Genomic DNA, 12,134 nt, shown 5'->3' with positions numbered 1-12,134 from the left:
CTTGGCTCATAACTTCGATTTGCATCTATGGTTTAAATAGCCAATCCCTGCCATTACAAGTTTCTTAGTCATCTGGTCATACCTTCTTATATTGCGGCATCTGAGTACTGAATAGTGTGAAAAGGTAATCAATATGCTGTTCTATCATGGTGTGGGAAAATGGATTCTTACCAGAGAGCCGAGAGAACTCTGGTGCGAATGTAAAAATAGACGTTGCAGCGCCAATAAATAGGTAGCGTATGTGCAGGCTATCACCTTGCGGAATAAACCCTAATTTTTGAGCTTGTTTCAACACCCCTAGCTCGGTATCAGAACCAGAGCGAAGGAAGCGATCGACAAGCCAATTTAAACGCTCTTCGTCCCCCTGATTTGCCTGCATCATAAAACGAGAAAAATCAGGGAAGTTAACGCAGAATTCGATGAAATCTCGTATGTAGATGCGAAGCATGTCTGTTGGCACTACGTCATTTAATGATTTATGACGGTTAAGAAATTCTTGGTTGTAGGTATTAAAAAACCACTCCGCGGTTGCCTTCCAAAGCTCATCTTTAGGACCAAAATGGTGAGGAATAAGAGTGTGATTTACGCCAGCCTTGGTGGCGATGGCTCGTGTAGATACCCCTTCAAACCCTGATTTGGCAAATTCTGAAAGCGCTGCATTCAGAATTTTCACTTTGGTTTCTTGAGCGCGCTGTTGTTCAGAACGCGTATTTGCCTTTTTGGTAACTGCTTTATTCATAACTGCCTCATATCATTCAGCGCTATATTAAACAGTTGGTTAATATAGATCAATTAAATTTAACAGTTGGTTAATATTGGGTGTGAATCAATACTCTAGGACGAATTGTGGTCGCAGAATCGGCTCAATTTCTGGGTTTTGTCGGGTTTGTTAGGCAAGCAGCCTGTGCAAGGTAAATAAAGCAGTTAAGAATTCATGTCCTCAATAATGCGTGTTGTACGTATTATTTGAATTTGGAGATGTCTTTTCGATGTTTCTTAGAGCCAGATCAAAACTATCGTTGTTTGCCTTGGAAAGGTGTGCAGATTCCTAATACATTAATCCCATCATGGAATGAGAGGAAACTGATTGGTGGATGGCTACACCTCGCTAAATTTCTTCTTACTTCCAAATAGTTGAAAAGCCATAAGAGATATACCAAGTTTTTTAGTAAAACGAATGGCGGTAAGCAAAGGAGGGAATTGAGATTATGAAAAAAACCAAGATTTTAAGTCTAGGTGCTTTAATGAGTATGGCAATGTTCTTGGGTGCCTGTACTCAGTCAACGAATGAGATTAAGGGGCAGGGTGACGGTTCACCAGCTGATACACAAACGGTGACTATTAATGAGATTGAACTGACCGTTAATGCCAAGTATATATTTTATACGTGGGACCAACTGCCTTCCGATTTGACGATTGAAAGAAAACCAATTGTTGAATTTACCAATACTAATGGTGAAACCCATTATTACGAATTAGTTTATATGCCCAATGGAACACTGAATTGGTATCAAGCAGCTTATTTAGCCGATGATGCTGGAGGTTATTTGGCATCCATAACTACACCAGAAGAAAATGCATTTTTGTTTAGCCTAGTTAACGACGAAAAATATTTCTGGAAATTTCCAAAATATGTTGAAGGCAAAAGCAAAGCCAATCATTACGAAATTATGATTGGGCCGATGTTGGGTGGGTTTAAACACGATGCATCTGTGGAGCCAATCGATGGTTGGCAATGGTTAAGTGGCGAAAAATGGGAATACACAAACTGGGCACAAAACTTAGACGATGGCATCATCGATAAAGATCCACGTAATAACACGCAACCGAATAATTCTGGTGAACAACATAGTCAAAGAACGATTGGTTTTGGAGAACTAAATCAACCTGTACCAACATGGGGGGATTTTTCAGACGATGCCGGTACGTTTGGAATGGAGCGAACTGGTGGCAAAAGGTATGCTTTTATAATTGAATATAATAAAAAGCCAAATAACTAAATATATTTAAATGCTTTAACAAGTGACCTTATAAAATAATTGAGGGCTGCCTCTAATTATCCTCACTTCATAGCCTGCTGCATTCAGCGGGCTTTTTAATGCCTAATTTAAAGTATTGTAAATTGCGTTGTTTACCTAGGTTTGTTTACTAATATTACAAACAGACTTTCATTATTTTGAATGGTTTGGTGAGGGTTATTGCTGCTTTTGGCTAAAGTAATATTGCCTTTCTTTATCTTGTAATAGGATATTTTAAAATGAAAAAACGAATCTTATTCGCCTTGTCGATTTTTATGACAATGAATGCGAGCGCGAGCAGTGAGGTTGCGCAAAGTGCCGACACACTGTTTACCAATGGGAAAATCTTAACAGTTGATAAGGATTTTAGCATTGTTCAGAGTTTGGCTATTCGTGACGGACGAATAGTGGCGGTGGGCAGCAACGAGGCGACAGAGTCTTTGATGGGTGCGCAAACAAAGCGCATAGACCTTAAGGGGAAAACGGTCATTCCTGGACTGATCGATAACCACCTTCATTTTATTCGAGGCGTTTGGAACTTTCAGACAGAAGCTCGGCTCGACGGTATAGATTCACGGGCTGAGGCCATGAAGAAAATCCGTGACAAGGCAGCGCAACTGGACGCAGGCAAGTGGATCACTGTCATGGGTGGCTGGAGCTACAATCAGTTTCTCGATGACAATAGCGGATTTAGCTTACAAGAGCTTGATGAGATTGCCCCAAATAATCCACTTTTCTTGATGGTCGGCTATTCAGAAGGTTTTGCCAATAGCAAAGCGCTTGAACTGGCGAAAATGGACAATGGCGGTCAGGCTCAAGTTAAAGGGCGCGATACGGTTAGCGAGTTCATTAACCTCGTTAGCTGGCGAAATAAAAGCTCTGATGAGAGTGCGATCCGTACTTACATGAAAGAGCTTAACCGTGTCGGTCTCACAACCGTCTATGATGTTGGACGACCTTCTGAAGGTGAACTGGCGCCACTTGAGGCCTTTGCGAAAAGCGCTGATATGCCATTGCGAGTTTTCCATACATTGCGTTACAACGCTCGTGATGCTGAATCCACAGCGAGTGCGTTAGAAATGATCGAATCGGATTCAGTGTTGCCTCGCTCAAATGATGAACAGTTTGGTTTGTTGGGGTTAGGCGAGCATATTTATTCACCTGTTACGGACAATCCACGCAACAGAAAACGTTGGCAGGAGGAAGTTTGGGGGCCGTTTTCACAGATTTCATTCGCCGCTGCTCGCAATGGTTGGCCAGTTCACGAACATGTAATGAGCCAAGTTATGGCGGTTCAATTTCTTGATCTTGTGGAAGATATCGCAGCTGAGGTGCCAGAGGTTAAGGACCTTCGTTGGACTTTCGCGCATGTCAATGGGATGAAAGACGAAGACATCGCTCGGGCGGCGGATCTTGGTATTGCCTTTGCTGTACATAACCAAGCTCGCATGAGTGTGAGTGTTCTCAATGCTCCTCGAATTGGCAGTATCGCAAAATCGGGTGCCTTATGGGGATTGGGATCGGATGCTGGCATTGTTGCACCGTATCAACCTTTTATAACACTTGAATGGGTTGTGACAGGAGACAACGTGGCGGCGAAGTCTGGTTGGAGTGAAGATCAGCGTGTCAGTCGAGAACAAGCCTTGATAGCACACACGCGAAATAATGCGGAATTGCTTTTTATGGAGCAACACATTGGCTCGCTTGAGGTGGGTAAACTAGCCGACTTAGTGGTGCTGGATAAGGATTATTTGACGGTTGAGGAAGATGAAATTGCCGACCTAATGCCGCTGCTCACCATGACAGGTGGTGAAGTCGTGTATTCACAAGGTCAGCTAGACTAAAAGCATTCAGACGTGTCATGTCCTAAACTTTATTTCACCTTGGTTTGGGGCTAGGCGCTTTACTTAAAAATGAGACTGTTTGCCTCTGAACGTATTACTAAGACACCTAAGGTGTTTCAAAATCGGTGTCTTAGTAAACCTGCCGTACTATTTTATTCCAAGTCCTTTGAAAACGTAGTTAACCAGAAGGTCTTTGTTTTTAAAGTTAACAATCGGTTTCCATGTAACTGTGCCGAATAACGGTATTTGAGCGACACCTTTTTTCTGTCCAATCGGGATAAGTCCCATTTCAGGCATAGGTTTGTGCGCTTTGGTTTTCTTGCCCTGTTGTTTGGCGATGAGTGTCGCGGCCAATTCTTTGCCTTGTGGTATTGCCGTCGCTGCGAGTTTCCAATCTTTCAAATCGGCCACATCACCGATTGCCCATAGAGAAGTTGTACCTGTCACTTGAAAGTGGTCGTCAACTTTAATAAAGCCTTGTTCGGTCAGTGTGTTACCAAGCTGTGGCTTCATAAAGTCCGAATTGACTTTGACACCAACCGCCATATAAGTGATGTCTGCGGTTATTTTGTCGCCAGTGTTTTTGTCGATATAAACACCGTCTTGTTCTTGATAAAAGCGGTTCAATTCAATATTCACACCGAGGGATTTTAATTGCTCTGTGGCTTTGCGTTGTGTTTTTTCTGAGTAACTAGGCAATATGGTTGCACCGGAATTGGCGAGTGTGACTTTCATGTTGGGATGGCTATAGGCAATATCGCCAGCGAGTTCGACACCTACAACACCGCCGCCAATAATCAGTGCTGATGTGGATTTGGCTAAAGCCTCAGATGCGTTTTTCATTTCTTCATTTCGTGCTTCTAAGGTGAATGCCTGGTTAGATTTCGCAACGGAAAAAGAAGGGTAGCTTGAGCCTGTCGCAATGACGGCTTGTTCAAACGAGAAGGTGTCGCCGTTTTCGAGTGTCGCTGTTGTTTCAGTTAATTCACTGATGCGGCCTTGGACAAAGTTACCAGTTAAAAAGTCGGTGTAGCGAATCCTTGGCGTATTTTGAACTTTTTCAAAATCAGCGATGTTACGCAGTACAGCCATAGTGACTTCAAAGTAGTCTTTGAGGTCGATTAGAGTGGTTGCTATGCCTGATTTTTCCAGTGTTTGTGCAACAGTAGCGCCGGCGAAACCGCCACCAATGATAAGTGTATGTGTTGTGGTATTCATTCCAAGACCTCTTTTAAGTAATGAGCTTATTCTATACTGTGTTAAATTTGCAACAATGAGCAAAAATTGTATCTATGTGTGCGATTTTGATACAGAGACGCTATGGGAAATTGACGTATTATGAAACATTGGAGTGAAGTGAGAACAGCCTATTTTGTGGCTCAAACTGGAAGTATCAGCGGCGCTGCGAAGGCGTTAGGCGTGCATCGAGCAACCATCCTTCGCCACTTAGATGTGATTGAGCAGGAGTTGGGCTCGAAGGTCTTTTTACGTGACGCCAAAGGTTATCAGTTAACAGAGGTGGGTGAAGACTTATTGCGAGTTGCAAAGTTAACGGAAGAGCAATTTAGTGATTTTGCAACTCGTTCCAAGGGGCAACAAGGTGAGTTGCAGGGCGAGTTTATTTTAACTTCGTTAGAGTCGTTATCTGAACTCTTGATGCCAGCGGTAAAAATGTTTAGTCGCCAGCATCCCAAAATACGAATTCGTTGGTTAACCAGTTCGGAGTTGATGAAATTAGAATATGGTCAGGCTCATGTGGCGATTCGTTCTGGCCCAAAGCCACAAGACGATGATTACGTTGTTCTGCCTTTTACTCCTATAAGTTTCGGCTTGTATGCTAATGAAGATTATTTGCATGAACAGGGTACGCCGCATGATGAGCAAAGTTTAAAAAACCATAGGTTTGTATATATAGACAATGCGCCACAGCGTTTAGGGATTGTGAAATGGTTTAACGACGTCGTGCCACCCGAACAAGTGGTATGCACCAGTAATAACCGTGAGATATTAGAGCGCGCTATCCTTGATGGTATTGGTATCGGGTTTATGCAATGTAACGCCTCATCACGCTTTGATAAATTAAAGCGCGTCTTGCCAGACATTCAGTGGGACTTTCCAAACTGGATTGTGACGCACGGAGATTTGCATCGCTCCGAAAAGATTCAGGCTTTCTTGAGAATCCTAAAGAGTGAGGAATATCAAGGAATAATAGTTGGGCTTAGGGGAAAATCTGAGTGAATTACTTTGTGAAGGCTTCGACCTTATAGGAAAAGCTGGTTCTTCCCAGACATTAAAAGGAGATAGATATGACTGATTTTTTGAAACACGATGCTATGCACCTGAAATTTCCGATGGAAAATCGGGAGACGGATTTTGAATGGTGGTATTTCGATGCTGAGTTGGATACTGGTGATCATGTTGTTGTGATGTGGTCCACTAATGATACTCGAGTGTCACCACGACAGCCGACGGTTCGTCTAAATATTTACGCACCCGATGGACGAGAAATCAGTGAACTTGTCCGTTATTCTGAAGATCAAGTTAGCGTCTCTTATGAAAAATGCGATGCTCACCTTGGTGATGACTTTTGTATTGACCAAGGTGACCATTTTGAGCTTAAGGCTCTATGTAATGGACACGGTATTCATTTAAAACTTTATAAAGACTTTCCTGCTTGGGTGGTTGGTAGAACACCCGAAGAAATAGCTCAGATTCCTATGGGTTGGACCATTGCTGTTCCGCAAGGACGTGTTGAAGGCACACTTATCAAAGATGGAATCGAAACAGCAGTCAAAGGCAGCGGTTATCGTGATCACAACTGGGGTAAGGTTCCGGTATCCGCTGGGAAGCGGAATTGGTATTGGGGTAAGCTGCACACACCTGAATATTCCGTGGATTACTCGGTTATGATCCCGCGTGAAGGTGAGCCACAACACAGTTGCCTTGTTTTCTCGAAGGATGGCGCTGTGATTGATCCTGTTTTTAATCGTGAAGGTTTGACGATGACGGGTTCGGTTGAAAATATGGTCTCTGCAAGTGAGAGCATACTCGGATTACCTTACGGAAAGACCCTTAAAATGAAAGCGTCTCAAGGGGATTTTGAGATTGAATTCCAAATTGATCAAGACCACCTTGTGATGGTTGAAAGGCCTTTAAAAGAGTGTGCACCTAATGGCGAGCCAGCTTATCGCTATATTGGCAATGAAACCATTCGGATTACCAAAGCCGGTAAAACGCAGGAGTTTAAAACAAAGGCCTTACACGAGATTGTCTTCACTATACGCGAAGATGATCAGTATGATGGGTACGAAGGCTAATACAGCTAAGAGAACGGCATAGGTTGATTCTCCTCTTTAAGTCTTTTTGAGGGGAATCAATTTCTTATTGAGATTTACATCGCTCCGAAAAAATCAGACCTATTAGAAACGATCTATTAGGTTGTTTTTCATTTGTTGAGCAACTTGGCTAAAGATCTCCAGATCTTCTTCTTTGATTCCCTCAATCATCCTACTTTCCATCTTATCTGATAAGGCTTTTAGCTTTTCTTGCAGGACTGCTCCTGTGGCGGTTAATTCCAGAAACTGACTACGTTTATCGCTCGGGTTAGGCTTTTTTGTAATCAATTCTTGATCAATAAGGTGGTTTACTAGGCGAGTGATTTGCGCCTTGTCTCGTTTGAATAATGCTGCAATATCCATTGCCGTTGAGCCGGGGATTTCCCCAATGATTTTTAAAACCCGCACATGCATAGGGCTAATGCCCAGATTTTGGATGACCAGCTGGTTATTGAGTTGTTGCTTAATGGCGTGAGCCAAATGAAACGTCGCTTCGATATTGATGGCTTTGAACATGATATAAACCTTTAGCTATATAGTTGACAATGTCATCTAGTTTTATTATGGTTGCTATTATCAACTAATTATTAAGCCGATTCAAGATTTGAGGAGAAGTACATGACAAATTCAACAGTGAAAACGGATGCAGCGAAAAGGCCGCTTTATCAAAAAATTCTCGTTATTGCTTGTTTGGTGAGCGTTGTTGGCGGCTCACTGACGGGAATCATGACTTACATAAATGTGGGCTTCAGAGAGAGTTTCTTTATTGATTGGCTTTCATCGTTTGCCATTGCCGTTTTGGTCATGGCGCCTGCTGGTTTGTTGTTTATGACGATGATTAGTAAGTCCCTTGAGAAGCTCTTACCTAATGCTCATAACATGCTTCGCCAAGTATTGACGGGTGTTGGTATGGCTTTCGTAATGGAGTCGATATTGGCCGTTAGCACCACAGCAAACTTAACTGGGTTTACCAATGCCGATGTTTTTATCAGTACATGGCAACAGGCTTTTCTTGCTGCTTTGCCTTTTGGCTTGTGTATTGGGTTAACGATGTCACTGGTATTAAAGCCAAGACTTGAGAAATTTATGGTCAGCTAAGTGAAAGTGTTAAATGTGGATAAATATTAAACAGTTAGTCTTACTCTCCTTTTAACTTTAATTTTATAGTGTTTAAACCTAAAAATGCTTTATTTTTAGGTTTTTTATTCCTCTCGTTGTTTTTCTAATAGATCCGACTTATTTTTCATGCTAGATTCGCACCGCCGCGGTGCATCGCAGTACTTTGTTCCGTCTAATGCTTAGATGGAATAGTGCTTTAGTTGCCATGTCCGCTTGCGATAAATGACAGAATTTATCGATAAAAAATAACAACTAATAAAGCTCATCGAGCTAATTTATTCGAGGACTATCTATGCAAGAGTTCATTGATTTCTTAAATGGGATCATTTGGAGCCCAGCTCTAATCTATCTATGTCTAGGAGCAGGCCTGTTTTATTCGGTTTTGACTCGTTTCGCCCAAGTACGACACTTTAAAGAAATGTGTTCGCTGCTTTTTAAATCAAATGAGTCGGAAAAAGGAATTTCATCTTTCCAAGCATTAGCGGTTTCTTTATCTGGTCGTGTTGGCGTAGGTAACATCGCAGGTGTTGCAGCAGCTATTGGCTTTGGTGGCCCTGGCGCTGTTTTTTGGATGTGGGTTGTAGCATTTCTAGGCGCAAGTACGGCTTATGCTGAATCAACATTAGGTCAACTTTATAAAGTAAGCGATAACGGGCAATACCGTGGTGGCCCAGCTTATTACTTTGAGCGTTGCCTTGGCTTTCGCTGGTTAGGCGTTTTGTTTGCTCTTGCGTCTATCTTGGCTTGCGGTATTTTCCTTCCAGGCATTCAAGCAAACTCTGTTGGTAATGCGGTTGTACAAATTTTTGGTGAAGGCACGCTTGTTTCTAGCTCATTTGGTGAAGTCGGCTCCACTAAATTGGTTGCGTTGGCGATCATCTTGGTTGTATTAGCCTTCATCATTTTTGGTGGTATTAAGCGTATCGCTAACTTCACTCAAGTTGTCGTGCCTTTTATGGCATTAAGCTACATTGTGATGGCTTTGATCGTTGTCTTTCTGAATATTGACAAGGTTCCTGGCATCTTTGGTTTGATCATCTCGGATGCTTTCACAGCGCAAGCGGGCTTCGGTGCTGCAATCGGTTGGGGTGTGAAACGTGGTGTTTATTCAAATGAAGCAGGTCAGGGCACTGGCCCTCATGCCGCTGCTGCCGCAGAAGTTCAGCATCCTGCTCAGCAAGGTTTGGTTCAAGCTTTTTCTGTTTACGTTGATACCTTGTTTATTTGTACGGCAACTGCGTTGATGATCTTGATCACTCAGCAATATAACGTGCAAGGCGCATTGGCTGACGGTCAGTTCATTGTACAAAACGTTGATCCATCAACCATTATCTCTTCGCCTGCCTTTACACAAATGGCACTAGCGAGCGTCTTTGGAAGTGTTGGTCCTATCTTTGTTGGGGTTGCGCTTTTCTTCTTCGCGTTTACGACGATTTTGGCTTATTACTACATCGCAGAAACTAACGTAGCTTACTTGCGTAAAGCGCTAAAAGTGAACATTTCACTGACAGTCGTTAAGTTGCTGATCATGTTTATGGTGGCTTACGGTACGGTGAATACGGCTGGCTACATTTGGAACTTAGGCGATGTTGGTGTTGGTCTTATGGCTTGGCTGAACATTGTTGGTATTCTTGCGATTTTCTTTATGGCAAAACCAACCATGAAAGCGCTAAAAGATTACGAAGATCAAAAAGCTTCTGGCGTGACGGATTACACTTTCAACCCTAAAGCGCTTGGCATTAAAGGCGCGGAGTTTTGGGAAAAGCGTTACGACGAACAACAAGCTAAGAAAGCAGACACAAAATAGTGTGTGCCGTAGCTATTCAAGCTGATTGACACCAGATAATCAGCATGAAAAAAGAGTCAGCTCGTGAAAACGGCTGGCTCTTTTTTTGTTTTTAGCTTCCTAAAATAGACAAACAAGATGGAAATGATTACCTCTGCCGACACAAGAGTAATATTCAGATGTATTAATTTGTCTTCGGTATGTATTCTGTCTAATCAACTATTAGACAATGTTTGGGTACAAGGTATGAAAGATCCATTAGGTAAGCCTGTTCTACAAGGCTATGTATTTGCCTTAATCGCTGTATTTATTTGGACGGGGTTTATTTTGATTTCCCGTGCTGGGTCTCTCGCGTCCTTGTCTTTATACGACATGATGATGGTGCGCTTTGGTACGGCGTTCGTGCTGTTTAGCCCAGCAATATGGATCAACAGAAAAGCCATATTTCAGTGGAAGATGATGGTGCTTGGCTGCATTGGCGGTTTGGCGTATTCGCTGTCTGCTTTTCTTGGTTTTCAATATGCGCCAGCCACTCATGGCGCTTTGTTATTGCCGGGCCTTATGCCTATTATGATTGCGGTTTTGGCGTATTTTTTAGCGGGAGAAAGGCAGTCTCGTTTTGCTTGGATGGGAATTGGTGTTAGTAGCTTCGGGATATTGATCTTGCTGCTAGAGACCATCTTTTCTGGCGTATCTTATGTTATTGGTGATTTTAGCTTTATTTCAGCCTGTTTTTTCTGGGGTATTTTTACGGTTCTTTTAAGACGCTGGAAGTTTGTTCCTTGGCATGTGACATTGGGTGTGATTACCTTCACGACGCTTATTTTCACGCCTTATTATTTGACCCTGATTCCTGATGTTTTGCAGGGCGTTTCTTATGGCATGATTGGCTTACAAGCTTTCTATCAAGGTGTTATTGCGGTTGCTGTGCAGTTTGTTTGTTATGGCAAAGCCGTTCACATACTAGGTGCAACGAAAATGGGCGCTTTGATGGCCTTGGTTCCTTTGCTGGCAAGTGTTATGGCGGTGCCTTTGTTTGGCGAGCCTGTTACGGTTGGTTTATTGGTCGCGTTGGTGTGTATCATTCTTGGAACCATGATAGGAACTTTTCTTCCTGTCAAAGCGCCTATGTTAAAGCGTCGAGATACATAAGGTTTTTTAGTTTTTTGCGATCGAATATGGACACAGCGAGTGAGTCATTAAAGGATGAAATTATGAGTGAACCGAAAGAAGTAGCTTTGCCAGAGCAGAGTAAAATACAAGCCATTGCCAGTGGGGCGAGTTTTTACGATGCTTGGGAAATGCCAACGACCAATCCAGATTTGGCGCCATTGGAGCAATTTCTTCGAGTGATGAAGCAGACGCCTAAATGGTTTGATCGATTGATGGTTTTTAGGAATCGTGTTGTTAGCTTGTTTGGGCTTAAGGATTTAGGCGCGTTCTCAGAAATGGATGAGAGCAAACCAAGTTCAGATTATAAAACGGGTGATCGAGTTGGCATTTTTACGCTCATTGAGAATGACCAAAATGAGGTGTTGCTCGGAGACGATGACAACCATCTTAGTGTTGTTTTATCCATTCATAAAAAGACAGATGCTTCTACAGGCTCAACCTTTATAACGGTTTCTACTGTCGTTCATGTGAAAAACTGGTTGGGCAAGCTTTATATGATTCCAGTAGCGCCAGCCCATAAAATCATAGCGAAAAAAATGACGAAATCTATTGGTATCTAGCCTGTCTCATTTGGCTTTTTGAGACACTTTTCCCACATGAATTAAGCTTGTGAGTTTAATGAGTGGTTTGATGATCAGTTGAGCGCTTCCCACAATAAACAGCCATGTTCCGCTTTCAACTAGGGAATCGTTCAAGAAAAAGAAGCTGCCGACGAGAAACCAAATAGCGATAAGTAAATCATTTAAGGCGCCGAGTGCTTCGTATCGTCTCTGTATGACAATATGTTCGCTGCCAATATCTAAATCCAATTCAACCCCTTGCTTCATTGCTTTCTCCTTTTGAGTGCTTTTGTATTCTC

General features: G+C 42.5%; 12 protein-coding genes. 8 read left to right on the top strand and 4 right to left on the bottom strand.

What is annotated here, in order from left to right; translation table 11 throughout:
* Positions 1-76: 76 nt before the first annotated feature.
* Positions 77-739: a TetR/AcrR family transcriptional regulator gene (locus AC0L46_RS02450; RefSeq protein ID WP_473505477.1), complete on the bottom strand. Its 663-nt coding sequence runs from the start codon at positions 737-739 to the stop codon at positions 77-79.
* 469 nt (positions 740-1,208) lie between these two features.
* Here AC0L46_RS02450 and AC0L46_RS02445 point away from each other — a divergent pair, with 469 nt between their 5' ends.
* Both AC0L46_RS02445 and AC0L46_RS02440 read left to right on the top strand, forming a co-directional pair.
* Positions 1,209-2,000: a C-type lectin-like domain-containing protein gene (locus tag AC0L46_RS02445; protein ID WP_473505475.1), complete on the top strand. Its 792-nt coding sequence runs from the start codon at positions 1,209-1,211 to the stop codon at positions 1,998-2,000.
* 257 nt (positions 2,001-2,257) lie between these two features.
* The gene (locus AC0L46_RS02440; protein WP_473505473.1) at positions 2,258-3,862 is read left to right on the top strand and encodes an amidohydrolase; all 1,605 of its coding nucleotides are present in this window, start codon (positions 2,258-2,260) and stop codon (positions 3,860-3,862) included.
* A gap of 147 nt (positions 3,863-4,009) precedes the next feature.
* On the opposite strand, the gene AC0L46_RS02435 is transcribed toward AC0L46_RS02440, so the two are convergent.
* Positions 4,010-5,080: an NAD(P)/FAD-dependent oxidoreductase gene (locus AC0L46_RS02435; RefSeq protein WP_473505471.1), complete on the bottom strand. Its 1,071-nt coding sequence runs from the start codon at positions 5,078-5,080 to the stop codon at positions 4,010-4,012.
* A 120-nt stretch (positions 5,081-5,200) separates the two neighbouring features.
* Between AC0L46_RS02435 and AC0L46_RS02430 the strand changes: the two genes are divergently transcribed.
* Both AC0L46_RS02430 and AC0L46_RS02425 read left to right on the top strand, forming a co-directional pair.
* Positions 5,201-6,100 (top strand): LysR family transcriptional regulator, encoded by a 900-nt coding sequence (locus tag AC0L46_RS02430; RefSeq protein WP_473505469.1) that lies wholly within the window; start codon positions 5,201-5,203, stop codon positions 6,098-6,100.
* Positions 6,101-6,168: 68 nt separating this feature from the next.
* Positions 6,169-7,179, top strand: a complete 1,011-nt coding sequence (locus tag AC0L46_RS02425; RefSeq protein WP_473505467.1) for a hypothetical protein — start codon at positions 6,169-6,171, stop codon at positions 7,177-7,179.
* Between the two features lie 102 nt (positions 7,180-7,281).
* Here AC0L46_RS02425 and AC0L46_RS02420 read toward each other — a convergent pair whose 3' ends face one another.
* Entirely contained in the window at positions 7,282-7,713 is a 432-nt protein-coding gene (locus AC0L46_RS02420) for a MarR family winged helix-turn-helix transcriptional regulator (RefSeq protein ID WP_473505465.1), read from the bottom strand.
* Between the two features lie 102 nt (positions 7,714-7,815).
* Here AC0L46_RS02420 and AC0L46_RS02415 point away from each other — a divergent pair, with 102 nt between their 5' ends.
* From AC0L46_RS02415 to AC0L46_RS02400, 4 genes are all read left to right on the top strand, one after another.
* On the top strand, positions 7,816-8,295 hold the full coding sequence (locus tag AC0L46_RS02415) for a DUF2798 domain-containing protein (RefSeq protein WP_473505463.1): 480 nt from the start codon (positions 7,816-7,818) through the stop codon (positions 8,293-8,295).
* Positions 8,296-8,608: 313 nt separating this feature from the next.
* Positions 8,609-10,123, top strand: coding sequence for an alanine/glycine:cation symporter family protein (locus AC0L46_RS02410; protein ID WP_473505461.1), 1,515 nt, complete (start codon positions 8,609-8,611; stop codon positions 10,121-10,123).
* 225 nt (positions 10,124-10,348) lie between these two features.
* Positions 10,349-11,254 (top strand): DMT family transporter, encoded by a 906-nt coding sequence (locus AC0L46_RS02405; protein ID WP_414682477.1) that lies wholly within the window; start codon positions 10,349-10,351, stop codon positions 11,252-11,254.
* 62 nt (positions 11,255-11,316) lie between these two features.
* Positions 11,317-11,835, top strand: a complete 519-nt coding sequence (locus AC0L46_RS02400; protein ID WP_473505459.1) for a DUF2867 domain-containing protein — start codon at positions 11,317-11,319, stop codon at positions 11,833-11,835.
* Positions 11,836-11,841: 6 nt separating this feature from the next.
* On the opposite strand, the gene AC0L46_RS02395 is transcribed toward AC0L46_RS02400, so the two are convergent.
* Entirely contained in the window at positions 11,842-12,102 is a 261-nt protein-coding gene (locus AC0L46_RS02395; RefSeq protein WP_473505457.1) for a YrhK family protein, read from the bottom strand.
* Positions 12,103-12,134: the final 32 nt, after the last annotated feature.

Source organism: Marinomonas sp. 15G6-16 (genome assembly GCF_055809555.1).
This window is presented reverse-complemented; position numbering and strand designations above follow the sequence as displayed.

What these genes read in the sequence shown, in the direction of transcription:
- AC0L46_RS02450 (WP_473505477.1), bottom strand. Translation starts at nt 739, where the DNA reads ATGAATAAAGCAGTTACCAAAAAGGCAAATACGCGTTCTGAACAACAG.
- AC0L46_RS02445 (WP_473505475.1), top strand. Translation starts at nt 1,209, where the DNA reads ATGAAAAAAACCAAGATTTTAAGTCTAGGTGCTTTAATGAGTATGGCA.
- AC0L46_RS02440 (WP_473505473.1), top strand. Translation starts at nt 2,258, where the DNA reads ATGAAAAAACGAATCTTATTCGCCTTGTCGATTTTTATGACAATGAAT.
- AC0L46_RS02435 (WP_473505471.1), bottom strand. Translation starts at nt 5,080, where the DNA reads ATGAATACCACAACACATACACTTATCATTGGTGGCGGTTTCGCCGGC.
- AC0L46_RS02430 (WP_473505469.1), top strand. Translation starts at nt 5,201, where the DNA reads ATGAAACATTGGAGTGAAGTGAGAACAGCCTATTTTGTGGCTCAAACT.
- AC0L46_RS02425 (WP_473505467.1), top strand. Translation starts at nt 6,169, where the DNA reads ATGACTGATTTTTTGAAACACGATGCTATGCACCTGAAATTTCCGATG.
- AC0L46_RS02420 (WP_473505465.1), bottom strand. Translation starts at nt 7,713, where the DNA reads ATGTTCAAAGCCATCAATATCGAAGCGACGTTTCATTTGGCTCACGCC.
- AC0L46_RS02415 (WP_473505463.1), top strand. Translation starts at nt 7,816, where the DNA reads ATGACAAATTCAACAGTGAAAACGGATGCAGCGAAAAGGCCGCTTTAT.
- AC0L46_RS02410 (WP_473505461.1), top strand. Translation starts at nt 8,609, where the DNA reads ATGCAAGAGTTCATTGATTTCTTAAATGGGATCATTTGGAGCCCAGCT.
- AC0L46_RS02405 (WP_414682477.1), top strand. Translation starts at nt 10,349, where the DNA reads ATGAAAGATCCATTAGGTAAGCCTGTTCTACAAGGCTATGTATTTGCC.
- AC0L46_RS02400 (WP_473505459.1), top strand. Translation starts at nt 11,317, where the DNA reads ATGAGTGAACCGAAAGAAGTAGCTTTGCCAGAGCAGAGTAAAATACAA.
- AC0L46_RS02395 (WP_473505457.1), bottom strand. Translation starts at nt 12,102, where the DNA reads ATGAAGCAAGGGGTTGAATTGGATTTAGATATTGGCAGCGAACATATT.